26 protein-coding genes are annotated in these 24,400 nt (G+C 66.1%); 16 read left to right on the top strand and 10 right to left on the bottom strand.

From position 1 onward, the window contains the following. Nucleotides 1–49: 49 nt before the first annotated feature. Nucleotides 50–1,630, bottom strand: coding sequence for an amidohydrolase (locus ACODTA_RS02140; RefSeq protein ID WP_489064161.1), 1,581 nt, complete (start codon nucleotides 1,628–1,630; stop codon nucleotides 50–52). Nucleotides 1,631–1,755: 125 nt separating this feature from the next. After that, the gene (locus ACODTA_RS02135) at nucleotides 1,756–2,079 is read right to left on the bottom strand and encodes a DMT family transporter (protein ID WP_489064160.1); all 324 of its coding nucleotides are present in this window, start codon (nucleotides 2,077–2,079) and stop codon (nucleotides 1,756–1,758) included. Nucleotides 2,080–2,311: 232 nt separating this feature from the next. Between ACODTA_RS02135 and ACODTA_RS02130 the strand changes: the two genes are divergently transcribed. Then, nucleotides 2,312–2,686, top strand: coding sequence for a YbaN family protein (locus ACODTA_RS02130; protein ID WP_489065376.1), 375 nt, complete (start codon nucleotides 2,312–2,314; stop codon nucleotides 2,684–2,686). On the opposite strand, the gene ACODTA_RS02125 is transcribed toward ACODTA_RS02130, so the two are convergent. After that, on the bottom strand, nucleotides 2,674–3,384 hold the full coding sequence (locus tag ACODTA_RS02125) for an HPP family protein (protein ID WP_489064159.1): 711 nt from the start codon (nucleotides 3,382–3,384) through the stop codon (nucleotides 2,674–2,676). The two genes, ACODTA_RS02130 and ACODTA_RS02125, sit on opposite strands and share 13 nt — an antisense overlap. A gap of 105 nt (nucleotides 3,385–3,489) precedes the next feature. Next, nucleotides 3,490–3,969 carry a GreA/GreB family elongation factor gene (locus ACODTA_RS02120; protein ID WP_489064158.1) on the bottom strand — a complete coding sequence of 160 codons (480 nt, stop codon included), beginning with the start codon at nucleotides 3,967–3,969 and terminating at the stop codon, nucleotides 3,490–3,492. 189 nt (nucleotides 3,970–4,158) lie between these two features. Between ACODTA_RS02120 and ACODTA_RS02115 the strand changes: the two genes are divergently transcribed. The 3 genes from ACODTA_RS02115 to ACODTA_RS02105 all read left to right on the top strand — a co-directional run bounded on the left by ACODTA_RS02115 (nucleotide 4,159) and on the right by ACODTA_RS02105 (nucleotide 7,461). Beyond that, nucleotides 4,159–5,043: a LysR family transcriptional regulator gene (locus ACODTA_RS02115; RefSeq protein ID WP_489064157.1), complete on the top strand. Its 885-nt coding sequence runs from the start codon at nucleotides 4,159–4,161 to the stop codon at nucleotides 5,041–5,043. A 68-nt stretch (nucleotides 5,044–5,111) separates the two neighbouring features. Beyond that, nucleotides 5,112–6,113, top strand: coding sequence for an N-acetyltransferase DgcN (gene dgcN / locus ACODTA_RS02110; RefSeq protein ID WP_489064156.1), 1,002 nt, complete (start codon nucleotides 5,112–5,114; stop codon nucleotides 6,111–6,113). A gap of 76 nt (nucleotides 6,114–6,189) precedes the next feature. Continuing rightward, a complete protein-coding gene (locus ACODTA_RS02105) occupies nucleotides 6,190–7,461 on the top strand; it encodes a dicarboxylate/amino acid:cation symporter (RefSeq protein WP_489064155.1) in 1,272 nt (423 codons plus the stop codon). Here ACODTA_RS02105 and ACODTA_RS02100 read toward each other — a convergent pair. Both ACODTA_RS02100 and ACODTA_RS02095 read right to left on the bottom strand, forming a co-directional pair. Continuing rightward, nucleotides 7,437–7,736, bottom strand: coding sequence for a hypothetical protein (locus tag ACODTA_RS02100; protein ID WP_489064154.1), 300 nt, complete (start codon nucleotides 7,734–7,736; stop codon nucleotides 7,437–7,439). The genes ACODTA_RS02105 and ACODTA_RS02100 overlap by 25 nt on opposite strands. Continuing rightward, complete coding sequence (locus ACODTA_RS02095) at nucleotides 7,733–8,536, bottom strand: MipA/OmpV family protein (RefSeq protein WP_489064153.1); 804 nt, start codon at nucleotides 8,534–8,536, stop codon at nucleotides 7,733–7,735. The genes ACODTA_RS02100 and ACODTA_RS02095 overlap by 4 nt, the downstream gene beginning before the upstream one ends. 147 nt (nucleotides 8,537–8,683) lie before the next feature. Between ACODTA_RS02095 and ACODTA_RS02090 the strand changes: the two genes are divergently transcribed. Further along, a complete protein-coding gene (locus ACODTA_RS02090) occupies nucleotides 8,684–9,406 on the top strand; it encodes a response regulator (RefSeq protein WP_489064152.1) in 723 nt (240 codons plus the stop codon). Between the two features lie 10 nt (nucleotides 9,407–9,416). Beyond that, on the top strand, nucleotides 9,417–10,754 hold the full coding sequence (locus tag ACODTA_RS02085; RefSeq protein ID WP_489064151.1) for a sensor histidine kinase: 1,338 nt from the start codon (nucleotides 9,417–9,419) through the stop codon (nucleotides 10,752–10,754). Here ACODTA_RS02085 and ACODTA_RS02080 read toward each other — a convergent pair. Continuing rightward, nucleotides 10,702–11,955, bottom strand: a complete 1,254-nt coding sequence (locus ACODTA_RS02080) for a hypothetical protein (RefSeq protein WP_489064150.1) — start codon at nucleotides 11,953–11,955, stop codon at nucleotides 10,702–10,704. The two genes, ACODTA_RS02085 and ACODTA_RS02080, sit on opposite strands and share 53 nt — an antisense overlap. Nucleotides 11,956–12,076: 121 nt before the next feature. Here ACODTA_RS02080 and ACODTA_RS02075 point away from each other — a divergent pair, with 121 nt between their 5' ends. Next, a complete protein-coding gene (locus ACODTA_RS02075) occupies nucleotides 12,077–13,600 on the top strand; it encodes a M20/M25/M40 family metallo-hydrolase (protein ID WP_489064149.1) in 1,524 nt (507 codons plus the stop codon). A 28-nt stretch (nucleotides 13,601–13,628) separates the two neighbouring features. Next, nucleotides 13,629–14,261, top strand: a complete 633-nt coding sequence (locus ACODTA_RS02070; RefSeq protein ID WP_489064148.1) for an alpha/beta fold hydrolase — start codon at nucleotides 13,629–13,631, stop codon at nucleotides 14,259–14,261. Here the strand turns inward: ACODTA_RS02070 and ACODTA_RS02065 are convergent. After that, nucleotides 14,251–15,507, bottom strand: a complete 1,257-nt coding sequence (locus ACODTA_RS02065; RefSeq protein ID WP_489064147.1) for an MFS transporter — start codon at nucleotides 15,505–15,507, stop codon at nucleotides 14,251–14,253. The two genes, ACODTA_RS02070 and ACODTA_RS02065, sit on opposite strands and share 11 nt — an antisense overlap. A gap of 87 nt (nucleotides 15,508–15,594) precedes the next feature. On the opposite strand from ACODTA_RS02065, the gene ACODTA_RS02060 reads away from it, so the two are divergent. The 6 genes from ACODTA_RS02060 to ACODTA_RS02035 all read left to right on the top strand — a co-directional run bounded on the left by ACODTA_RS02060 (nucleotide 15,595) and on the right by ACODTA_RS02035 (nucleotide 20,334). Next, entirely contained in the window at nucleotides 15,595–16,383 is a 789-nt protein-coding gene (locus tag ACODTA_RS02060; protein WP_489064146.1) for an AraC family transcriptional regulator, read from the top strand. Between the two features lie 100 nt (nucleotides 16,384–16,483). Beyond that, nucleotides 16,484–16,903 carry a CHRD domain-containing protein gene (locus tag ACODTA_RS02055; protein WP_489064145.1) on the top strand — a complete coding sequence of 140 codons (420 nt, stop codon included), beginning with the start codon at nucleotides 16,484–16,486 and terminating at the stop codon, nucleotides 16,901–16,903. A 92-nt stretch (nucleotides 16,904–16,995) separates the two neighbouring features. After that, nucleotides 16,996–17,331 (top strand): ArsR/SmtB family transcription factor, encoded by a 336-nt coding sequence (locus ACODTA_RS02050; protein WP_489064144.1) that lies wholly within the window; start codon nucleotides 16,996–16,998, stop codon nucleotides 17,329–17,331. A gap of 5 nt (nucleotides 17,332–17,336) precedes the next feature. Further along, complete coding sequence (locus ACODTA_RS02045) at nucleotides 17,337–17,846, top strand: SRPBCC domain-containing protein (protein ID WP_489064143.1); 510 nt, start codon at nucleotides 17,337–17,339, stop codon at nucleotides 17,844–17,846. Between the two features lie 87 nt (nucleotides 17,847–17,933). After that, the gene (locus ACODTA_RS02040) at nucleotides 17,934–19,094 is read left to right on the top strand and encodes an alpha-hydroxy acid oxidase (RefSeq protein WP_489064142.1); all 1,161 of its coding nucleotides are present in this window, start codon (nucleotides 17,934–17,936) and stop codon (nucleotides 19,092–19,094) included. Between the two features lie 58 nt (nucleotides 19,095–19,152). After that, nucleotides 19,153–20,334: a BaiN/RdsA family NAD(P)/FAD-dependent oxidoreductase gene (locus ACODTA_RS02035; protein WP_489064141.1), complete on the top strand. Its 1,182-nt coding sequence runs from the start codon at nucleotides 19,153–19,155 to the stop codon at nucleotides 20,332–20,334. On the opposite strand, the gene ACODTA_RS02030 is transcribed toward ACODTA_RS02035, so the two are convergent. Next, entirely contained in the window at nucleotides 20,331–21,212 is an 882-nt protein-coding gene (locus ACODTA_RS02030; RefSeq protein WP_489064140.1) for an N-acetylmuramic acid 6-phosphate etherase, read from the bottom strand. The genes ACODTA_RS02035 and ACODTA_RS02030 overlap by 4 nt on opposite strands. A 70-nt stretch (nucleotides 21,213–21,282) precedes the next feature. On the opposite strand from ACODTA_RS02030, the gene ACODTA_RS02025 reads away from it, so the two are divergent. Together ACODTA_RS02025 and nagA are read left to right on the top strand one after the other, a co-directional pair. Then, nucleotides 21,283–22,323 (top strand): SIS domain-containing protein, encoded by a 1,041-nt coding sequence (locus tag ACODTA_RS02025; RefSeq protein WP_489064139.1) that lies wholly within the window; start codon nucleotides 21,283–21,285, stop codon nucleotides 22,321–22,323. Further along, complete coding sequence (nagA, locus tag ACODTA_RS02020; RefSeq protein ID WP_489064138.1) at nucleotides 22,320–23,471, top strand: N-acetylglucosamine-6-phosphate deacetylase; 1,152 nt, start codon at nucleotides 22,320–22,322, stop codon at nucleotides 23,469–23,471. Before ACODTA_RS02025 ends, nagA begins: the two co-directional genes overlap by 4 nt. Nucleotides 23,472–23,486: 15 nt before the next feature. Here the strand turns inward: nagA and ACODTA_RS02015 are convergent, their stop codons facing one another. After that, nucleotides 23,487–24,347 carry a glucosamine kinase nucleotide-binding domain-containing protein gene (locus tag ACODTA_RS02015; protein WP_489064137.1) on the bottom strand — a complete coding sequence of 287 codons (861 nt, stop codon included), beginning with the start codon at nucleotides 24,345–24,347 and terminating at the stop codon, nucleotides 23,487–23,489. Nucleotides 24,348–24,400: the final 53 nt, after the last annotated feature.

The following is a 24,400-nucleotide window of genomic DNA, read 5'->3' as shown; positions in this document are numbered from 1 at the left end:
TTGTCGCCGAAGTGCGCCGGACGCCCCCGGCACACTCCGACCCGGTCCCTTACTGCCCTCCGTCGCCCGCGCTTTTCGCCACGTCAGCCTTGGTCAGCGTCGGCCACTTTATGCCAAGCTGCTCAAGATAGGTACCGTAACGTTCGGGCTGATAATAATATTTGCTGAGTTCGGGTTTGAAGCGGGCCATGATGTCCGCGTTGAGTTCGAGTGCCGGCTTGTCGGTCGCGCTGATCATCGGCACATATTTCTGGTTCTTGGTCTGGACGTCGGTGAAATAGGCTTTGGACGCCTTGAGCAGTTCCGGCTTCGTCAGCAGGTCGATCATGGTCATCGCCATCACCTTCGCGCCGGCGACCACGCCCTTGTGTGCGATCGGCGTCGCCATCGCGATGGCATTGGACCAGTTATGCCCCGGAAGACCGGGAATGTTCGAGGGATAGCCGATCGTGATCGTCGGCACCGTCCAGGCGACGTCGCCGATATCGTCCGATCCCCCGCTCGGCGGATTCTCGACGGGCGGCTTCAATTCCTCGATCTTCGTCGCCAGCCCCTCCACCTTCTCTGCCTTGAGGTTGGTCTGGACCGCCTTGGCGAACGCCTGGTCGTCGGCGCTCCATTGCGGCAGTCCCACCATCTTGATGTTGGCATAGGCGGCCTCGGCCATCGGCTTGTTGAAATGGCGCGGCGCGGCGGTTCCCAGTATCCGCCGCGTGACCGTGGTATCGGTCATCTTTGCGGCGGCTTCCGCGATGGTGTTGCCGATCTCGAAATTCTTCTTGATCCCGTCGAAACCGATCTCGCGGAAATAGAACCAGATCGATGCACGCTGTGGCACGACATTGGGCTGGTCGCCGCCATCGGTGATCACATAGTGCGAGCGCTGTTCGGGGCGGAGATGTTCGCGGCGGAAATCCCAGCCTGTGCCCATCAGCATCACGCCGTCGAGCGCGGACTTGCCGCGCCAGGGCGCTCCGGCGGAGTGCGCGCTTTCGCCCGAAAAAGTATATTCGACAGAGACCAGCCCGGTGCCGCCCGGCTGGCCATAGGCGGTACCGAGATTGTTGCTGACATGGGTGAACAGCACGGCATCGACGTTCTTGAAGACGCCGTCGCGCACGAAATAAGCCTTGCCCGCCAGCAGTTCCTCGGCAACGCCGGGCCAAAGCACCAGCGTTCCCGCGATATTCTCTTTCTGCATCAATTCCTTGACCGCGAGGGCGGCGACGATGTTGACGGCCTGGCCGCTATTGTGGCCCTCACCATGGCCGGGGCCGCCGGGAACCATCGGATCATGCCAAGGAATGCCGGGCTTTTGCGACGCCTTGGGAATCCCGTCGATATCGCTGCCGACCGCGATCACCGGACCGCCGCTGCCGTGCGTCCAGCGTGCGACCCAGCCAGTGGGAAGACCGGAAACGCCGCGCTCGACGGTGAAGCCCTCCTTTTCGAGCAGGTCGGTCAGGTAGCGGCTGGTTTCGGTTTCGTGCAGGCCGAGTTCCGCGAAGCTGAAAACCGAGTCATTGACCACCTGCGCCAGCTTGGCGCGCGCCTCTACGCCCGAGATCGCCCGGGCCTTGAGGCCGCTTGGTTTCGACTGGGCGGACGCGGCCGCCGGCAGACCGGCCATACAGGCAATTGCGATCAATCCGTGAATCAGTCGAGCGCCACGCATAATTCCCCCTCATTTTTCAAAATCGGAAAGATGCATTGCTATGCCGCAATCGCGGGAGCCGCAATGGGAACGTGCCCAACTTACGCCGATGGCGTGGAGAGTTTCATCACGACAAGGCCGGTAACGATCAGCGCCGCCGCGAAAATGCGGCCGGCGCCAGCCTGTTCGCCGAGCAGCACGATGCCCAGCACGAACGCGCCGAGCGCGCCGATCCCGGTCCACACCGTATAGGCGGTGCCCAGCGGCAACGTACGCATCGCCATCGACAGCAATCCGAAACTGGCGATCATCGCGACAATGGTGACGGCGGCAGGCCCCGGACGGCTGAACCCCTCCGAGAGCTTCATGGAATAAGCCCAGACGATCTCGAGCAAGCCTGCCAGAAGAAGAATAAACCAGGCCATTACGGCCCTCCTTTCAAAGGGCCGGGCCGTCCCGGTCGTTGCTGCCCATGATGGGAGGGGTCGTGGCCCCGTTCCCGCCAGATAGGTCTGCGAGATCTTCGACACAAGCGCCGGCGCTTTGTTGCGAATGGTTCGCGACTCAACTAACGATGCGGCAAGGTCGCTTATCGAGGGCTCGAACATCCGCACAGACGATCCCGATCCATCCGCGCCACCGGTGCAAAAGCTGCGGATGATGTGGCTCGCGCTCGGCTTTTTCTGCGTCGGGTTGGGGATCATCGGCGCCTTGCTGCCGCTGATGCCGACAACGATCTTCCTGATCCTCGCCGCATCCTGTTTCGCGCGATCCTCGCCACGCTTCGAAGCCTGGCTGCTCGATCATCCGCGTTTCGGCCCATCGCTTCGCGCATGGCGCGCGGAGGGTGCGATCCCGCTGCGCGCCAAGATCGCGGCCTGCACCGGGATCACGATCGGCTATGCGATCTTCTATTTGTGCTCGCGGCCATCGGCCGGGCTGGGGGTGTTCGTTGCGGCAATTCTTGCGGGGTGCGCTGCCTATATCCTCAGCCGCCCCCTTCCCCGCCCGACCGGCGATCAGATCACATAGTCGCCCGGCCCGTCGCGTGCGAGACGCGCAGCCGCATTGGCTTCCGCCTTGCGAAACAGGACGTCGAGATCCTCGCGACTGACATCGAAGGTTTCGCCCAATTCCTCCAGCGCCAGATCGATATCCTCGATCGACAAACCAGGCGCGACGCTCACCGGAGCGGGTGCGGATGCAACGGGAACCGGCCGATGCGGATAGCTGTGTCCCGAGAACCGGTGGAACAGCCAGCCGAGCCCGACCAGTAGCGCCGAATTGAGCCCGACCGGCATGAATGCGAAGCCATAGCCGGCCGCGGCGACCGCCGGGCCACCGATCACCGCGGTCAACGCGGCGGCGCCACCAGGCGGATGCAGGCAACGCAGCAGCGACATCGCCAGGATCGCCAGCGAAACCGCGAGGCCCGCGGCGATAACGCGGTCGGGAATCAACCAAGCGACCGTGATGCCCACAAGCGCGGACACGATATTGCCGCCGACGACCGACCAGGGCTGGGCCAGCGGGCTCGCCGGCACCGCGAACAGCAGCACCGCCGACGCCCCGATCGGCGCGACGAGAAGCGGCAAAGCCTGGTCGCCCGCGCCGAGCCAGGTGCAGACCAGCCCCGTCAGGCCGATGCCCATCAGCGCGCCGACGCATGCGAACAGCCGGTCGTTGAAATTGCCGCCCGCGAGCAGCGGCCTGAAGACTTTGAACGGCATAAATAGGTCACATCGGAATGGCAGCGGCGGAATCAGGGCGCGTCCATGCCCAAACCGCCGGATCATCGCCAGTGAAGAAAGCCACGCCGGCGACAAGCTTAGATATCAGCGGCCGGTATCCTCCGGGATCGCCGCGATGCAAAGGATCTCGATCGCTTCGGCCTTTCCGCCGAAGTCGACCTGCTCGCCCTCAAAGCCGCCGATCAACGCTCGCGCCAGCGGCGCCGAAAAGGAGATGCGGCCGGCGGCGGGCTCCGCCTCGTCGTCGCCGACGATGTCGAGCACACGCTCCGTGCCACTCAGTCGGAAGGTCACGCGCGTGCCAAAGGCGACTTCATCGAGCGTCGGCACCGGCGCCAGTTCCGCCGTTGCCAGCCTGGTGTGCCAGTAACGCAGGTCTCGCCGGATCGATTCCCGACGCGCTTCATCGGTTTCGCCCGCGACCTCGGCCTCAAGCACCTCCACCTTCGCCCGTGTCATCGCCAGTCCACGCACAGTGACGAGATTGGGACCGGGCGGTATCGGCAGTTCGAACCGCGGTTCCTTGTGCTCCTCGTCGCTTTCCCGACGAAACGCGACACTCATCGCCTTCTCCCTTCGCTGCGAAGCCGGGGCTTCTGGCGTTTGTCAGCTCGATAGTCCAGCAAACTCACTTCCGAGCCGAGCCATGCGTCCGTGCATTCGAAGCATGCATCGATCGCGCGAAATCGTCTCTACCGTTGCCCCAACTGCATAGCTTCCCTAGCATGTCGCCATGCCGGAAGCTCCACGCCCATGAATCTGCGTCATATCGAGATATTCCATGCCGTTTACGTGAACGGCTCGGTCAGCGCGGCGGCGCGCGCGCTGAACGTCTCACAGCCCTCGGTTTCGAAGATGCTGCGGCATGCGGAATCGCTACTCGGTTTTCCGCTTTTCGAGCGCACCAATGGCCGGCTGGTGCCGACCGACGACGCCCATACGCTGTTCAGCGAGGTCAGCGAGATCCAGGATCGCGTCTATGCGCTGCGCGAAGCGGGCCGCAATCTGCGGCGTGGGTCAAGCGGCATGCTGCGCGTCTCCGCCCTTCCCTCGCTCGCGCTAGACGCCCTGCCGACGGCGGTTTCGCGCTTCCTGCGCGCGCACGAGAATGTGCGCTTCGATCTGCAGACCGTTCACCATGACGATCTGCTCCGCAAGCTCTACGAGCGCGAAACCGATATCGCGATCGCCTATGAAGTGCCGCCGGCCGCGCCGATCGGTCAGCGCTGGCTCGGCGAAGGCGAACTGGTCGTGCTCTATCGCGAGCAGGACATGCCCAATGCGCCGCCGCGCATCGAACTGGAGCGGCTGCGCGGCCAGCGCTTCGTCAGCCTGGCGGCGAGCGGCCCGATCGGCCAGTTGTTCGGGCAGGAACTACAGCGCCTCGATCTCGAACTCGACGAAGTGGTTTCGGCACGTACCTTCTACATCGCGACATCGCTGGTGCGTCAGGGCGTCGGCATGGCGGTGGTCGACAGCTTCACTGCCCAGGCATCGCTCTCACCGGGGCTTTCAGTCCGGCCATTGAAGCCGCAACTGACCTTCGACGTCCATGCCATGTTCCTGCTCAACCGGCCGCCAACGGCACTCGCAACCGAGTTCCTCAAGACGCTCGCACGGGTCATCGACACGCCATAACGAGAGGCTATGGCCGGTATTGCACTCGCTATGCGCGTAACGACGCGGCCGGCGATACGCTGATCCACATGATACCAGCACCCTATCTCCTCTATCTTGGCCGCAGCAACGACGCGGTCGGCATCAAGACATCGCGCGGCCTCGCGGAATTCCGCCCGGAAGATTGCGTCGGCGAATTCCGGCATGACGATGGACCGCTCACGCTCGGCCTGCCGCGATTGACCATGGCCGAAGGCGCCGCTGCCGGTGCGAAGACGCTTGTGCTCGGCATCGCCAATTCGGGCGGCAAGATGGGCGCGGACCTGATCGCCGATGCCGTCGCGGCGCTCGAAGCCGGAATGAACGTTGCTGCCGGCCTGCATCAAAGGCTGCGCGACGTGCCGGAGATCGCCAGGCTGGCCGAGGAGCGTGGTCTCGCGCTGTTCGACGTGCGCGATCCACCGGCGAACCTGCCGGTCGGCAACGGCAATCCCCGCGCGGGCCACCGCCTGCTGACCGTGGGCACCGACTGTTCGGTTGGCAAGATGTATACCACGATCGCGCTCACCCGCGCGATCCAGGCACGCGGCGTTCCCGCCGATTTCCGCGCAACCGGCCAGACCGGCATCCTGATCGCGGGCGACGGCGTTCCCGTCGATGCGGTGGTCGCCGATTTCATCTCGGGCGCGATCGAGCAACTGGCCCCCGCCCGCAACGACAATGGCTGGGATGTGATCGAGGGTCAGGGATCGTTGTTCCATCCCTCCTTCGCCGGGGTATCGACCGGATTGCTGCACGGCGCCCAGGCGGAAGCCCTGGTGATGTGCCATGATCCGATGCGCGAGCATATGCGCGGCATCCCCGGTCGCGCATTGCCCGACCTCGCCGAATGCCTGGAGCATAATCTGCGCGTCGCGCGGCTCACCAGCCCCAATGTCCGCGCAGTCGGCATCTGCCTGAACACCTCCGCGATGGACCGTGACGAAGCGCGCAAGCTGTGCGACACCATCGCCGAACAGCTCGGCCTTCCCTGCACCGATCCGATCGCCTTCGGCACCGATACGATCGTCGACGCATTGCTGGCGGGCTGACCGGCAGACCGCTGAGGCGCGAGGGGGGATAGAGCATGACGGCACGACAATGCGCTGAACCCGGCCGATCCGCCGCGTGCGCCGCGAAGGTGAGCCGCTAACGGTGCTGCGCGTCTGGTTCGGGATCGCGCTGTGGAAGCGCGTGCTGGGGGCGCTCGCGCTCGGCCTCATCTTCGCATTGGTCTGGCCGTCGGCAACGCCTTCCGTCGCCTTCATGGGCGATCTGTTTGTGCGAGCCATCCGGATGCTGGTGGCGCCGATCGTGCTGATCACGATCGCCGCCGGCATCACCTCCCTCGCCGATCCGAAAAGACTGGGCAGCCTGGGCGGGCGCACCGTGGGCCTGTTCGCCTTCACCACCGCGATCGCGGTCTCGATCGGCATGCTCGTCGCCACACTGCTCAGCCCCGGCGAAGGCGCCGCGCTGGGCACCGCCGCACCGCATGCGCTCGGCAAGCCGCTCACGCCCTATGAACAGCTTCTCGGCATCATCCCGACCAATATCGTGGAGGCGATGGCCAAGGGCGACATGCTCGCGCTGATCTTCGTCGCGATCCTGGTCGGCGTCGGCACCGTGCTCGCCGGCGAGGCGGGCAAGCCGCTCGCCAACCTGCTCCAGTCGATCTCCGCCGTGCTGCTCAAGATCGTCGGCGTGATCATGGAAGCGACGCCCTTCGGCGTCTTCGCGCTGATCGCCAATGCGGTGGCGGCGAACGGCACCGGCGTGTTCGTCCATGTCGGCTGGCTTGCGCTCGCCGTCGTCGTCGGATCGGCCTTGCAGATCATCCTGGTCCACAGCCTGATCCTGAAATTCTTCGCGCGGCTGCCGGTACTGCCCTTCTTCCGGGGCATCGTCGATGCGCTGGCCGTCGCCTTCTCCACTGCATCCAGCTCGGCGACACTGCCGGTAGCGATGCGCGTCGCCGAGAAGAATCTGGGCGTTGGACGCTCGGTGTTCTCGACCGTCCTGCCCCTGGGCGCCAGCATCGGCAAGGACGGCACGGCAATGTATGTCGGCCTGCTCAGCATGTTCGCCCTCCAGGCCTTCGGCACGCCGCTGACGCCGCAGGTCTATGGCATCGTGCTGCTGACCGGCGCGCTTGCCGCCTTCGGCACCGCGCCGATGCCCTCGGCATCGCTCTTCATGCTCGCCGCCGTGCTCTCGGCCGTGGGCATACCGCCCGAACAGACCGCGCTCGTCGTCGGTTTCGTCCTGCCCTTCGACCGGCTGCTCGACATGACGCGCACCGTCCCCAGCGCCAGCGCCAACCTGACGGTGGCCACCACGGTCGCGCGCTGGGAAGGCGAGTTCGACGAAACGGTCTATCGCTCGCGCGCCGACACCTGATCGACCGCGCGCACGACGCGCGCCGCATCGCCCTCGCTCCAGCCCGCGGCGAGAAACCTCACCATGTCTTCGTCCGTCGCCGCGCGTCGGCGATGCAGTGCCGCCGCAAGAACACGCAGCGCTTCCAGCCTGGGATCGGCGAGCGGCGACGGTGCGCGGGACAGGGGCGCTATATGCCGCGCAATCCAACGAAACCCACTCGCCCGCGCGGAGCGGGCCTCGCGGGGCGCGGCCGCCAGCCGGATGACCGTCCATTCGAGCGTCGAGAAGCTCATAGCCGGTAGCTCAGATAAAGCAGGCCGTGGAGTTGATCGGTGGACCCGCGCTTCGAGACGATCGGGCTGTCCGCCGCATCGCCGAGCAGCCGGCGATATCCCGCGTCCCCACCGATGCTCCAGCGATCGCCGAGCCGGTAATTGACGCCGATGCCGACGCCCGCATCCTTGAGCCCGGCATCCGGCGTGTAGCGCGCCAGACCGCTCCCCGCCGATTGCGCGGCGTCTATGCCGAAATTGCTGCGCATATATTTGCGGTTCGCCCAGGAGGTCATCGTCCGCAATTGCGCGGAGAGCGTTTCCGAAAGATCGAAGCGGATGCCCGCCTCGATCTCGGCGACCACGCCGCCATGGCCGCCCGCCACGTCCTTGCCGCCACTCAATTGCACCCACCAGCGATCGCCGCCAACACGCGCAAAACCACCGACCTCGATCGAATCATCGACATCGCCGAGCCCGACGAGATCGGCATCGTCCTTCTCGTCGCGGCCCTGGCGATAGCGCGCGGCCGGACCGAAACGGAACCGCACGTCGCCCGACAGCGCGACATCCGCGATTGACACCTGGATCTCCGGCCCGCGGATCGAGAGAATATTCTTATAGTCCAGCGCCAGCACTGGAAACGGCTGGATCCGGTGATCGTCCGATCCTTCATATTCAGGCATGACGATCACGCCGGCGCCGATGGTGAGCTGCCAGTCCTCCTCTTCACGAGGCTGCGCGGCGGCAGGATCCGGCGCCAACGCGCCCAGGGCAAGCGTGCCAGCGATGATATGAAAGGATGTACGCAGTTCTGGCATGACGACCGCCTCGGGCTGTGGAGAACAGTCGCGGAGATAGACCGACGCCGGCCGCGGGCGATTACGGCGCCGCGACATCGTGTTTCAGTTTGTTTCAGTCCACCGATCGCATTGGACTTCGCCCGATCATGTGCGCATCAACCGCGCATGAGCCCCAGGCCACATATCCTTGTCGTCGACGACGATCTGCATATCCGGACGATGCTCGCCCGTTTCCTGACCGATCACGGCCTGAGCGTGACCGAGGCGCGCGACGGGCAGGAGATGCAGGCCCGGATGCGCGCGACGCGGCCCGACCTGATCGTGCTGGACGTGATGCTGCCGGGCGATGACGGTTTCACCCTGTGCGCCCGGCTGCGCGCCGAAACCAATCTGCCTGTCATCCTGCTCACCGCACGTGGCGGGGATACCGATCGCGTCGTCGGCCTGGAACTGGGCGCCGACGACTATGTCGCCAAACCGTTCAATCCGCGCGAATTGTTGGCCAGGATCCGCGCGGTGCTTCGCCGGACGGGGCAACTGTGCGGCGACAAGGCGAGATCGCCCGGCATCTATCGGTTCGCGGGCTGGGTGCTCGATACGGGCCGGCGCACCCTGCTCTCGCCCGAAGGCGCACTGACCGAACTCACCAGTGGCGAGTTCGACCTGCTGTCAGCGCTTGTCCAGCATCCGCAAAGCGTGATGAGTCGCGACCAGTTGCTCGACCTCGTCCATGGCCGGACCAGCATCAATATCGATCGCAGCATCGACGTGCAGATGAGCCGGCTGCGCCGCAAGATCGAAGCCAATCCGAATGCGCCCCTGCTGATCAAGACCGTGCGCAACGGCGGCTATTTCCTGTCAGTGCCCGTCACCGAGGATCATCCATGAGGCCGGTGAGATGAAGCGCCTCTGGCGGTTCACGCGGTTGGGCGTCGCACCTCGCGTCGCTATCGCGCTTGTGCTCGCCATCCTGATCGCGGGCGTGCTCGAACGCGGCTTGCGTGACCTGTTGCCGCCAACGCCTGAACTCATCGTACAGCGAAGCTGGCTGTCTGATGCAATAGAGGAGGCCGCGCAGACCGTGCTCTCGACGCCGCCCGCCGAACGCGCAGCGGCGCTGGCGCGCCTCGATTCGGCCCGTACGCTCGACTATCGCGTGCTGCCCGCAATCCCGGACGAGGCCGTTATGGGGCCGTTTCGCTATGGCCCACGGGCGCCGCAGGTGATCCTGATGGCACGCCACCAGGGCGACGATCCGCTGCAGGATGCCTTGTCCTCCCGCACGTTGCGCAATCTCCAGATCGCCGTCCAGCTCGACAAGGGGGCCTGGCTGATCGTTCGCGAAAAGGCGCCGGCGGACATGTTCAGCCGTTATGCGCTGTACCTGAGCGGCCTGATCGGCCGGATCCTGCTGATCATCCTGTTCTCCTATGCAATGGCGCGGATGATCCTGCGCCCGCTCAGCCGGCTTTCGGCGGCCGCCGAGAAAATGGGGCGCGATAGGGAGCCCACGCTGATCACCGGCATGAGCGCGCCGGAATATGCCGCGATCGCCGAAACCTTCAACGAGATGCAGATGCGGCTGAAACGCCATGTCGACGAGCGCACCCAGATGCTCGCCGCCATCTCCCACGATCTGCGAACCCCGCTCACCCGGCTGCGCCTGCTCGCCGAATATGTGCCCGAGGACCAGCGCGCGCGCATGCTTGCCGATATCGGCGACATGGAGACGATGCTGTCCGATGCGCTCGCCTTTGCCGGTGCGGAAATGCGGCGCGAGCCAGAACAGGCGATCGATCTTGCGGCACTGCTGATCAGCCTGGCCGACACGTTCAGTGATTCAGGAGAGGATGTCACTTATGACGGGCCGGATCACCTGACGCTCAAATGCCGTCCGGTCGCCATCAAACGCGCCTTCACCAATCTGATCGCCAATGGCTGCCAATATGGCGAGGCCGTGAAGATCCGCCTGTCATTCGCGAGCAATGTCGCGGTCGTCGATATCGTCGATCGCGGTTCGGGCATCGCCCCGGATCAGGCCGATCGCGCCTTCGAACCGTTCGAGCGGCTGGAGGCGTCCCGCAACCGGGAGTCCGGCGGGACCGGACTGGGCCTGACCATCGCGCGCGAAGCCGTCATGGGTCAGCGCGGCACGATCACCTTTCTCCATCAGTCCGATGGTTTCACCGTGCGGGTGACGTTGCCGCTCGACCCGAAGACGCCGCGACCGGGATGAAGCGCGCGGCATAACCATCAAGCTGGCGCACCTTCATATCGGCAAGCCCGGCGCGCGCTCTCGCCAGTTCATCCGCCGCCTCGCGACCTTTGCCCTTCACCGCCAGACAGCGCGCCAGTTCGACCGTGGCGCGTTGTGCGACACTGAGATTGCCGAACGGATCGAAATAGGAATCGATGCGCGCCGGATCCTTAACGCCGTTCCAGATCGGCATGACCGAAGCGCCGGGATCGCGGGACAGTTTACGATACGCATCGATCGTCTCCGCAAGTGCGACCAACCCCGTCAACTGACGATAGCGGATACGATAGAGTCGCGCCTCCGGCCCCGGCGAACGAGCCTCGAACGCATCGAGCACCTCTCCAATCCACCGCCAGTCAACATTGCCTCCCTCGCCCTGAACGCCCAGCAGGTTGAACGACAGAATCGCTGCTCGATGCACCTGCGTGGTGGCACGCTCGACCTCGTCCGGCGTCGGGCGCGGCAGGCTGGAAGGCTGGACGAGCACGATGGCGGGATCGTCGCGCAGAATCGCCTCGATATCGGGCTTGTGGAACTGGCCGACGACGACGAGCACGGTGCCGCCCGGACGCCGCCCCGCCGCCGCACGGATGCGCTGGGCCTGCATGAAGGTGCGATAGAGATAGAGCCGCCTGGGGAAATCGCGATCGGCCCGGGGCGCCGCCGTTCCCGCCCAGCGGCGCATCGGCTCGGTGGTTTCCGCACGGTCGGCGTCGAACAGGTCGCGTTTCAGGATCGCAGGCTCCGGAAAACTAAGGAAACCGCGAAATCCCGATTGCGGACGGAGTTCCGGCGGCGTTTCCAGATCGAGGCCGAGCGCCAGCTTCTGATCCTCGACCGGGGGCATCCAGTCGAACGGGCAGATATCCGCGCCGGTTTCCAACGCCAGCGGCAGCAGCACGCCCTGGATCTCATAGGTGAATTCATAATGGTCGCCGCGCGCGAACTGCTCGGGCGCCCGCTCGATGCAGATCGCATCGGGTGCGAGCGACTTCGCAAATGCGGCCAGCGCTCCGGGCTGGTCCGCCCTGGCGACGAGTTGCGCGGCATGTTCGACGCCGAGCACGATCACGCGAGTTGGCGCGTCGGCCGCCAATGCCCCCTGTGGACAGAGCAGCAGCACGAGCAGCGCGATCACATGGCGATACATGATTTCCGCATCCTCCGTCCCGCATCGCATTGCCAGATGGCTGCGATGATCGACTTCAACCTTCGACCGATGTCTTCTGCCGCTTGCGCTTGTCGTTTCAGCGGATACTGCTGTGCCGAACACCAACAAAGGGATCATCATGGCGGACGGGATGAAGAATGGAACGGATCGGCGCACCCTGCTGGCAAGCGCTGCGGCGGTCACCGGCGCGGCGATGATGGCACCTGGCGCGGCGCTGGCGAAGACGGACAAGCTGGCGGACGTCAGGAAGGCGATCGCGGCAGGCCATGACGCATCGGTCAAGCGGCTGCAGGACTGGATCGCCCTGCCCTCGATCGCAGCGGAGAATCTCAACTATCCGGCTGGCGCGGAATATATGCGCAAGCTCGCGCTCGATGCGGGTTTCCAGCATGCCGAGATCGTGCCGTCCAAGGGCAAGCCGGGCGTGTTCGCAACGCTCGACGCGGGCGCCAAGAAGACGCTGGGCCTGTATTTCATGTACGACGTGAAGCAGTTCGTCGCGTCCGAATGGGAAAGCCCGCCGCTGGAAGGCCGGATCCTCGACCGGCCGGGCATGGGCAAGATCCTGATGGGCCGTGGCGCCGTCAACCAGAAGGGGCCGGAATCGACAGTTCTCGCGGCGCTTCATGCGATGAAGGCGGCGGGACGCAAGCTGCCCGTCAATCTCGTACTCGTCGCCGAAGGCGAGGAAGAAATCGCCTCCCCCAATTTCCATGAGATCGTCACCAGGCCGAATGTCGCCGAAGCGCTCAAAAAGAGCGTTGGCGTGATCATCCCCTTCGCCGCGCAAAATCCGGCGAACGGCGCCGTCACCCTGTTCCTGGGCGCCAAGGGCGCGATCGAGATGGAAATCGTCGTCTCGGGCGAGAAATGGGGGCGCGGCCCCAAGGGCGATATCCATTCGAGCGAAAAGGCGCGCGTCGACAGCCCGCCATGGCGGCTGGTCGCGGCGCTTTCGACGCTGGTGAGCCCCGACGGCAATACGGTGATGATCGACGGCATCCAGGATCAGGTGCGCCCGCTCACCGATCGCGAACGCGCGCTGATCGCGGCGACAGCGGCCAAGACCGATGAGGCCTCGACCAAGAAGCAATTGGGCGTGCAGCGCTGGATCGACGACATGACCTGGGAACAGTCGCTCGAACGGCTGGCGGCGGTACCGACGATCAACATCCAAGGCCTCGTCTCGGGCTATACCGGCCCCGGCGGCAAGACCGTGCTGCCCGGCCGCGCCGTCGCCAAGGTCGAGATGCGGCTGGTGCCCAACATGACCAAGGAAGAGACGATCGCGAAACTGCGCGCGCATCTCGACAAGCGCGGCTTCACCGATGTCGAGGTGAATGTGACCGGCGGATACGGCCCGACCGAGACACCGGAAACCGCGGCACTCACCCGTGCACAGCTGGCCACCTATGAGCGGTTCGGCGTCGAGACCACCGTCTATCCGCGCATCGCGGGAAGCTGGCCGGGCGTGATCTTCACCGGCCCGCCGTTGAACCTGCCCGCCGGCCAGTTCGGCCTGGGCCATGGTTCGGGCGCGCACGCGCCCAACGAGTTCTTCCTGATCGAAAGCGCCAATCCCAAGGTACTGGGCATGGACGACGCGGCGCTCGCCTTTGTCGATTTCCTCTATCAGGTCGCGGCGACTGCCTGAGACGGACACCGTTGAGCCGTGCGACGGCGTGTTGCTGCTGCACGGCCATGGCCGCACCGGGCATTCGATGCGCGGCATGGCCGCGACCTTGCGCAACGCGGGTTATGCGACCCTGGCGCCGCATTATCCCGCGCGGCGATCGCTGAACGCGATCGTCGAACGGCTGCAGCCGCGCGTCGCGGCCTTCACAGCCGAATGCGGCGGCCCGCTCCACATGGTGACGCACTCGCTGGGCGGACTGGTCGCCCGAGCCCTGTTCAAGGTGCATCGCCCTTCCCGGCCTGGACGCGTCGTCATGCTGGGGCCGCCCAATGCGGGCAGCGAACTCGCCGATCTGCTGTTCCGGTTGCGCATGGACGGGATCATGCTGGGGGCAAGCGGCGCGCATCTCCGCACCGGGCGGTCAGCCGCCGATGAAGATATTCTCGGGCCCGTCGATTTCGACCTCGGTGTGATCGCCGGCGATCGCGCAATCGATCCGGTTTTCCCCAGATTGCTGGTGCCGCGCCCCAATGACGGGAAGGTGAGCGTCAGCGCCACGCGCGTCGAGGGCATGCGCGACCATATCGTAATGCCGGTATCGCATACGCTGATGGTTTATGACCGCCGCGTCCGCGCCCAGACATTGGCGTTCCTGCAGCGCGGCAGCTTCAGCCGGTAGCCACGACAGCCTTCGGCCCGGATCGCGGATGCCGCATATCCGGCAGGAAGGCCGCGATCAGGCCGATCGCCGGCAGGAACGAACAGATCATATACACCGTCTCGATCCCGTAGACGTCCGCCACCTCGCCCAGCACGGCCGCGCCGAGCCCGCCGACGCCGAACGAGAAGCCGAAGAACATGCCGGAGATCATGCCGACCTTGCCCGGCATCAGTTCCTGCGCGAACACCACGATCGCGGGAAAGGCTGATGCCAGCAACAGGCCGATCACGACACTGAGCACGCTCGTCCAGAACAGATCGACATGCGGCATCAACAGGCTGAACGGCAGCACCGCCAGGATCGAGATCCAGATCACGAACTTGCGGCCGATGCGATCGCCCACCGGACCACCGACGAATGTGCCGACCGCGACCGCGCCGAGGAACACGAACAGGTGGAACTGCGCGGTTTCCACCGACACGCCGAAGCGATGGATGAGATAGAAAGTGAAATAGCTGGTGATGCTGCCCAGATAGACATATTTCGAGAATGTCAGCGCGAGCAGGATCAATATGCCCCTGCGCGCCGCGCCGCGCGGCAATTCCAGCCCCTCCAGCCTCTTGTGCCCCGCGCGCAAGCGCGCCAGCCCGTGATCGCGATACCAGATGCCGACCTGCCACAGGATCGCGCATGACAGCAGGGCGAGCAGCGCGAAAAAGGCGAGGCTGCTCTGGCCGAAGCGCACGACCACCAGGGCGGCGGCGAGCGGACCCAGCGCCGAGCCGGCATTGCCGCCCACCTGGAACAGCGATTGCGCCATGCCCTTGCGCGGCCCCGCCGCCATGCGCGCGACCCGCGAGGATTCCGGGTGGAAAACCGAGGATCCCATGCCGAGCAGCGATGCGCCGACCAGCAGCAATCCGTAGCTGTGCGCGACGGAGAGCACAGCCAATCCGGCGAGCGAGAACAGGGTTCCGCCCGGCAAGGCCAGCGGCGAGGGCTTCCTGTCCGAATAGAGCCCGATCAATGGCTGCAGGATCGACGCCGTGATCTGGTAGACCAGGGTGACCAGTCCGATCTGGCTGAAGCTGAGCCCCAGTTCTTCCTTCAGATTGGGGTAGATGGCCGGCAGCAGCGCCTGCATCATGTCGTTGAGCAGATGGCAGAAGCTGATCGCGAAGATCACCGGAAAGACGGTGGTCTCGATCGCGACGGGTTGCGGAGCGACGGATTTGGGGGCGGCATCGATCGGGCTGCTGGACATCGGCATTTCCTTTGACGTCACGATGCGATAGGCCCGCCAAACCTGTCCCGCATCTTCGCTTGGGACTTTCAGTTTTGCGAGTGGGACATGGCAAAACCGTGGACCGATCCGGACGATTACGATCATGCGCCGCGCCCCGTGGTCGCGATCGGCAATGATTATCCGCCCTCGTTCGAGCTTGCGCCGCATCGGCACGGCCGCGGGCAGTTGCTCTACGCGGCCAGCGGCGTCGTCGTCGCCACCACGCCCCAGGGCGTCTGGATCGCCCCGCCCGAGCGGGCGGTGTGGATACCCGCCGGGATCATGCATGCCGTGCGCATGGTCGGCCCGGTTTCGACGCGCAGCCTGCTGCTCAACGCGACCGCGAGCCGCGCGCTGGGCGGCGACTGCATGGTGCTGGCGGTCTCTCCGCTGCTGCGCAGCCTGCTCGCCGTGTCGGTCGATATCGATCCCAATTACGAGATGGCCGCTCGCGACGGCCTTGTCATGGCACTGATCGTCGCCGAACTCGAACGCGCGCCGCGCATTCCGCTGGCAGTGCCCTTTCCCGCCAACGCCGCGCTGGCGCGCCTCTGCCATGATTTCCTGGAAGCGCCGGCGCCGCACGATACAATCGACGACTGGGCCACGCGCCTAGGCATGGAACGGCGTACATTCACAAGGGCGTTCAGGCGGGAGACCGGCATGAGCTTCGGCGAATGGCGGCAACAGGCCTGCCTGCTCGTCGCGCTTCCCCGCCTCGCGACCGGCGCGCCGATCACCGCGATCGCGATGGACCTCGGCTATGACAGCCCTGCCGCCTTCTCCACCATGTTCAAGCGGCTGCTCGGCATCTCCCCGGCGCGTTATCGCGCCGACCGCTTAGCGACGGGATGAGTGCCCGGCGTGCCCAACCGCGCATAGCGACCGACAAAGGAATGGCGCCGGCCCGCCGCCCCGACATATGATCGCACGATAGCCTGAGAGGAGAGATGCCATGCGAACCATGCTGATCCTAGCGGCAGCCGCGATCGTCGCGACGCCCGCCCTTGCCGCCGGTCCGGTCAAGATGGTCACCAAATTGAGCGGCGCCGCCGAAGTGCCCGGACCGGGCGATCCCGACGGCAGCGGCACCGCGACGGTGAGCGTGAACGCCGCCAAGGGTGAGGTCTGCTACACCCTCTCCGTCGACGGCATCGATGCGGCGACAATGGCGCATATCCACAAGGGCGCGACCGGCGTTGCCGGCCCGCCGGTGGTCACGCTCGACGCGCCGGCCGGCGGCACGTCCGAAGGCTGCAAGGCGGCGGATGCGGCCGTGATCGCCGCGCTTATCGCCGCCCCGGCCGATCATTATGTGAACGTCCATAATGCCGCCTTCCCCAAGGGCGCGGTTCGCGGCCAGCTCGGCAAATAAGGCAAAGAATGGCTCGCTTGCAGCGCGATTCGCGCCCGGCGTCCTTGCGCTGGCTTGATTACATAACCAACTAGATATATAGACGAGTCGTTATGAACGACTCGCTCAACCTCAAATTCGCCGCGCTCGCCGATCCCACGCGCCGGGGCATTCTCGCCATGCTCGCGCGGGGAGAGGCGACCGTCACCGATCTCCAGAAGCCGTTCGGCATCAGCCAGCCCGCGATCTCCAAGCATCTGAAAGTGCTTGAGGTCGCAGGACTGATCGAGCGCGGCCGCGCGGCCCAGTCGCGGCCGCGGCGATTGAACACAGCGGCACTCGCCGAGGCCGGCGCCTGGATCGATGGCGTGCGCCAGCTCTGGGACGACAGTTTCGACCGGCTCGACGAACTTCTCGCCGATTTGCAGCAACCCGAAACCAAGGAATGACCCCGATGACCGAAACCAACAATGCCCATTTCACCATCACCCGGATGCTCGATGCACCCCGCGCGCTCGTCTGGCGCGCCTGGACCGATCCGGCCCTGCTCGCCCGCTGGTTCGGCCCGAAAGGCACGACCACCACGGTCCTGGCGCATGATCCGCGCCCCGGCGGCATCACGCATCTGCGCATGGACATGTCCGGTGGCGGCGCGATCTGGGCGCGGTTTGTCCATCGCGAAGTGACGGAGCCCTCTCGGCTGAGCTGGGTGCACTCCTTCGCCGACGAACGGGGAGACCTGGCGCGCGCGCCTTTTTTCGACGGCGTCTGGCCGCTCGAACTGCTCAACAGCGTTGTGTTCGAGGAAGATGGCGACCGCACCCGGATGACGCTGACGTCTGAAACGATCGGCGCAACGGCGGAGGAATGCCGCATCTTCATCGAACAGATTCCCTCGATGAACCAGGGCTGGGGCGGCAGCTTCGAGCAGCTCGATGCGGTGCTGGCGTCGCAGCCGGCATGATCCCGCCTGTTCTGACTGGCGCGCTCTCCGCATCCTGATAGGAACGGCCTGCCCGGCACAGTGCCGGGCCGGCTTGCGGAGACCCGGGTGAAACGGCTGGAGCACGCTTACAATGTCACAGACCTGCGCCTGATGGCGCGACGGCGGCTGCCGCGCCCGATCTTCGACTATATCGATGGCGGTGCGGACGACGAGGTGACGCTGGCGCGCAACATGTCCGCCTTTTCACGGTACGAGCTGGTGCCCGATGTTCTGGTCGACGTTTCCAGCATCCGCACCGAAACCAGGATGTTCGGCCAGCCTGCGGCCTGGCCACTGATGCTGTCGCCGACCGGGCTCAACCGGATGTTCCACGGCGACGCCGAACTCGCCGTCGCCCGCGCGGCGGCGCGTCACGGTCTGCCCTATGGTCTCTCGACGCTCGGCACGACGCGACTGGAGGATCTCGCCAGGGCTTTTGGCGGGCCGAAGATCTTCCAGATCTACATCTTCAAGGATCGCGGGCTCACCGCGGAGTTCGTCGCGCGGTGCAAGGCGGCGGGCTTTCACGGCCTGGCGCTCACCGTCGACACGCCGGTCGCGGGGAATCGCGAGCGCGACCGGGTCAACGGCCTGGCGGTGCCGCCGCGCCTGACGCTGCGGTCGATGCTCAGCTATGCCCGCCATCCGGGCTGGTCGATCCCCGCGCTCTCCGCCGCACGCTTCGATTTCGCCAATGTCAGCCACCGCGTCGACGCGCTGGCCGATGGGCCGATGAGCCTGTTCGATTATATCGGCGGCCAGTTCGACCGCACATTGACCTGGCGCGATGTCGAATGGCTCGCGGCCGAATGGGGCGGGCCGCTCTCGATCAAGGGCGTGATGACGCCCCAGGATGCGAAACACGCGATCGCCGCGGGTGCGACGGGGGTGATGATCTCCAACCATGGCGGGCGTCAGCTCGACGGGGCCCCTGCCCCGATCGACCAAGTCGCCCCGATCCGCGAAGCGCTGGGCGACGGGCCGGACGTGATCTGCGACGGCGGCATCCGGCGCGGATCGGATGTGGTCAAGGCGCTGGCGCTGGGCGCCACCGGCTGCTCGATCGGGCGCCCTTATCTGTTCGGCCTGGCCGCTGGCGGCGAAGCCGGTGTCGATCGTGCGCTGACCTTGCTGCACGAGGAGTTCGAGCGGACGATGGTGCTCGCCGGCATCGCCGATATCGCCGCGATCCAGCCCCGCCATATTCGCGGCATTTCGCGCGGCTGACCGCCGGCGGATAAAAACGCCCTCCCCCGCCGCCGCGATCTGTGCCACGGGCATCGCCATGCCTGCCGACCCCAGCCAGTTCGATGCGATCATCCTTGGTGCCGGAGGCGCGGGGTTGATGTGCGCATCTGTCGCCGGCCAGCGCGGGCGGCGCGTGCTGGTGATCGATCACGCCGATGCGGCAGGCAAGAAGATCCTGATTTCGGGTGGCGGCCGCTGCAACTTCACCAATATCGACGCTGCCCCCGATCGCTATCTCTCGGCCAATCCGCATTTCGCCAAATCGGCGCTCAGCCGCTATCCCGCGCAGGATTTCATCGATCTGGTCGATCGTCATGGCATCGCCTGGCATGAAAAGACCCTGGGCCAGCTCTTCTGCGACGGTTCCGCCCGGCAGATCGTGGCGATGCTGCTCGACGAATGCGACGCCGGCGACGTCCGGCTGGCGCTGGGATCGCCGATCCGCGACGTCGCGCATGCCGATGGCGGCTTTCGCGTCACGCATGGCGATCGCATATCGACCGCACCGGCGCTGGTGATCGCGACGGGCGGGCCCTCTATCCCGAAGCTGGGCGCGACGGGCTTCGCCTATGATCTTGCACGCCGTTTCGGATTGAAGGTGGTGGAGCCTCGCCCCGCACTGGTTCCGCTGACCCTGCCCGACAGCGAAGCCCTGTTCCGCTCCTTGTCCGGCGTCTCCGCGCCCGTCATCGCCCGGTGCGGCAAGGCGAGCTTCGCCGAGGCCGCACTGTTCACGCATCGCGGCCTTTCCGGCCCCGCGATCCTGCAGGTCTCCTCCTATTGGCGGCACGGCCAGCCGATCTCGATCGACTTCGCACCCAGGGCCGAAGCCGATTGGCTGATCCAGGCGAAACGCCAGCGTCCACGCACCACCCTGCGCGCCGCACTCGGCGCGATCCTGCCCGACCGGCTGGCGACCGCACTCGCGGACAGGCTGCCCGCGGGCGAACTCGGCGCGCAAAGCGATACCGCGCTGAAACAGGCCGAACGCCTGATCGCGGACTGGCGCTTCATGCCCAATGGCAGCGAGGGCTTCGCGAAGGCCGAAGTGACGGTGGGCGGCATCGCCACTGACGGGTTATCGTCGCAGACGATGGAAGCCCGCAAGGTCCCAGGGCTCTACGCGATCGGCGAAGCCGTCGACGTCACCGGTTGGCTGGGCGGCTATAATTTCCAATGGGCCTGGGCCAGCGGCTGGGCGGCAGGGCAGGTCATTTAAGGTTTCTGTGCGAGCGCCGAGCGGAGGTTGCCCTTAGCAGCCGCCAGTCGTTCACGCGCTTCATCGACACTCGCACCGCCCGCGATCAACACCGCCGCCTTGATGTCGCGTCCGGCGGCATCGAGCGCAGCCTGCGCCGCCGCTTCATCGACGCCGGCAAGATCGCGGACCATCGCGGCGGCGCGGCGCTGCAACTTGATGTTGGAGATGCGCATATCGACCATCAGCCCGCGATAGACGCGGCCGCAGCGCAGCATCGTCGCGGTGGAGAACAGGTTGAGCGCCGCTTTCTGCGCCGTGCCCGCCTTCATGCGCGTCGATCCCGCCACCAGTTCGCTGCCCGTTTCGGCGAGCAGCGCATGTTCGGCCACCGCGAGCAGCGGCGCGCCTTGATTGTTGGCGATGCCGATGGTCAGCGCGCCAGCGGCCCGTCCAGCCTCGACGGCGGCGACGGTATAGGGGGTGCGTCCGCTCGCGGCGACGCCGATGACGACGTCGAGCGGGCCAACCCCGGCCTCAGCGATCTCGGCGCGCGCGGCATCGGCATCGTCCTCCGCGCCCTCGACGCTTTCGGTGAGCGCACCCATGCCACCCGCCATCAGATAGACGAGGCGATCGGACGGCCAGTCATAGGTTGGGGTCAGTTCGACGCCGTCCTGCACCGCGATCCGCCCGGACGTGCCGGCGCCGGCATAGACGAGCCGCCCGCCCCGGTTGAGCCGCTCCGCCGCCGCGTCGCTCGCGCGCGCAAGCGCGCCGACCTGGCTTTTCAGCGCGGCGACGGCGGCCAACTGCCCTTCCAGCATCGCTTCCACCGCCGTTTCGGTCGGCCAGAGGTCGATATCGACGAAGCGCGGATCGACGGTTTCGGTGGACATCTCGGCTCCTGAATTGCTGATCGTCTCTAATAATGATTGGCGTGGCGCGCGCCATCGCTATTGAAGGCATATGCCTACCGAAAGCCTGATGATCCGCGAGGCGGGCGAAGCCGCCTCGGTCTGCGAACGCCAGATCGCGCGCAACCGGGATGCCGTGAAGTCGGCCGCCGAACGCCTCCGCGCGCTCGATCCGCCCTTTGCCGCAACGCTGGCGCGCGGCAGTTCGGACCAGGCGGCGGGGTTCGCGAAGGTCCTGTTCGAAACCCGGCTGAAACTGCCGACCCTCAGCCATGCGCCGTCGATCGGCGCGCTTTATCACGCGACCTCGCCGCGCCTGGCGGGCACGCCGATGATCGCGATTTCCCAATCCGGACGCAGCCCGGACCTGCTGTGCGCGGCGCAGGAAGCACAGGCGGCAGGCGCCCTGCTGATCGCTCTCGTCAACGATGAAACCTCCCCGCTCGCCGAAATGGCGGATATCCTGCTGCCGCTTCATGCCGGGCAGGAAAGCAGCGTCGCCGCGACCAAGAGCTTCATCGCCGCGCTCGCCGCACTCGCGCATCTGACAGCGGAATGGAGCGGCGACGGCGCGTTGCTGGCGGCGCTCGACGGCATCGGCGATACGCTGCGCGCCGCTTCGGCGCTCGACTGGAGCGCGGCGATCCCGCCGCTTGTCGACGCAACGAGCCTGCTCGTGCTCGGCCGCGGCCTGACCTTTCCGATCGCGGGCGAGGCCGCGCTCAAGTTCAAGGAAACATCCGGTCTCCATGCCGAAGCGTTCAGCAGCGCCGAAGTCGCGCACGGCCCGATGACGTTGGTGGAAGCGACCGATCCCGTCTTCGTCTTCGGCCCAGCAGATGCGGCGCGCACAGGCCTGGCCGAACGGATCGCGAGCTTCGCCGAACGCGGCGCGACCGTGATCGCGACCGGCCGGAAGGAGGACCTTCGCGGCGCGTCGATCGCCCTTTCCTCGCTTGAAGCCGCACATCCCGTGCTTGGCGCGATCGCGATGATCCAGGCCTTTTACGGTTTCGCGAACGCTCTTTCGCTCGCGCGCGGCCGCGATCCCGATCGCCCGCCCTATCTTGCCAAGGTAACGCGCACATTATGACGCGGATCGCTCTCAAAGGCGCGGGCATCGTCACCCCCGACGCCGTGATCGACGACTATGCGCTGCTCCTCGATGGGCCGCATATCGCCGCGATCGTGCCGGAACGCAGTCTCGCCTCCGGCGTGGAGGCGATCGATCTCGACGGCGGCTGGCTGCTGCCCGGTTTCATCGACGTCCAGGTGAACGGCGGTGGAGACGTGCTGTTCAACGATCTGCCGACGCTGGAGGGCATCCGCGCGATCGCGGCGGCGCATCGACGCTATGGCACGACGGGGCTGCTACCGACATTGATCAGCGATGAATTGCCCATGGTCGGCCGGGCGATCGATGCCGTCGATGCGGCGATCGCGGCGGGCGAGCCCGGCATTCTCGGCATCCATGTCGAGGGGCCATTCCTCAATGCCGACAAGCGCGGCATCCATGACGCGTCGAAATTCCGCATTCTCGATGCGGATACGATCGCGCTGCTCGCACGCCCAGGTCCCGGAAAAAGACTGGTCACCATCGCGCCGGAACTGGCCCCGGCAGGCACGATCCGCGCACTCGCCGATGGCGGTGTGATTGTCGCGGCCGGACACAGCATGGCCGACTACGATACGACGCGCGCGGCGCTTGCCGAAGGTCTGCACGGCTTCACCCATTTGTTCAATGCGATGACGCAACTCGGCAGTCGAGAACCCGGAATGGTCGGCGCCGCGATCGAGGATCAGAAAAGCCGCTTCGGACTGATCGTCGACGGCCATCATGTCCATGCCGCCGCGATGACGATCGCGGTGCGCGCGCGCGGCATCGACGGTGTGATGCTGGTGACCGATGCGATGCCGCCCGTCGGCGGAAAGCTGCCCGGTTTCACGCTGATGGGCCGCGAGATCCACATGGTTGACGGTATCTGCCGGGGACCGGACGGCACGCTGGCGGGATCGGCGCTGACCATGGTGGAGGCGTTCCGCAACGCGATGGACTGGATCGGGCTTTCGCTGGTCGAGACATCGCGCGCGGCCAGCGGCAATCCCGCCGCCTTTCTCGGCCTTGCCGACCGCACCGGCGCGATCGCGCCGGGGCTGGCGGCCGATCTTGTTCATCTCGATCGAGACCGGCGAGTGACGCGGACATGGATTGGCGGCGAACTTTCTACGTTGAGGGAGTGAGAGCCAGAAGCGAGTCTAGCGCCCGAACCCCGCCAACAGCAGCGCGCCATCGAGCGGATCGCCCTGCGGCTCGCTCAGTTGCGCGACGGTGCGCGCGCGCAGCCAGGGGCGCATGCGTTGCGCGAGGCCGCCCGCAAGCGCACAGGCGGGGGCACCCTGGGCGAAGATCGTTTCGATGAAGCGTTCGATATGGAGCGCGGCATCCTCGACGATCGAGCGCGCGATCGCATCGTTCGCCTCGGCATAGTCCATCACCAGCGGCGCGAGCGCGGCATAATCCTTCGGCGTCGCCTCATCCATCCAGGCGACGGCCTGAAGCGTATCGTGGCCGAAGCGCTCCGTCACCGCCGCGCTGAGCGGCGTGCGCTGGGTACGGCCGTCGAGCGCACGCAGCGCATGCCGCATCGCGCTCAGCCCGAGCGCGGCGCCGCTGCCTTCGTCCGAGATCGGAAAACCATAGCCGCCGATCGAGAAGTCGCGCCCGCCGACGCGCAGTTGCGCGATGCTGCCCGTGCCGATCACCAGCACCGCACCATCGCCGCCGCGATGCGCGCCGATATTGGCTATCGCCCCATCGGTGTCGAACGCGACCGAGGCGAAGGGAAAGTCGAGATTGGCCAAGGCTGCGCGCACGCCGGGGCGCCGGATGCCCGCAATACCCATTCCCGCGCGGATTCCGGCGACAGCGTTATCGTCGAGGCCGGCGGCCGCGATCGCCTGATCGGCGGCGTCACGCAGCGTGGCAGACAGCCGGTCCATGCCAATCTTGGCATTGGCCGGTCCGGTTTCCCCGGTCCCGAGAATCGCGCCGCTCTCGTCGACCAGCCTGCTGCGGCAATGGCTGCCGCCCGCATCGATGCCGAGATAATAAGTCATGCGCGCGGCGGTCGGTTCATGATGTGCATGGATCCGCTCTAGCCGCTCGGCGC

This window comes from Sphingomonas sp. FG14, assembly GCF_057809675.1.
Note: the sequence above shows the minus strand (reverse complement) of the source record. Positions and strands in the feature narration are given on the sequence as shown.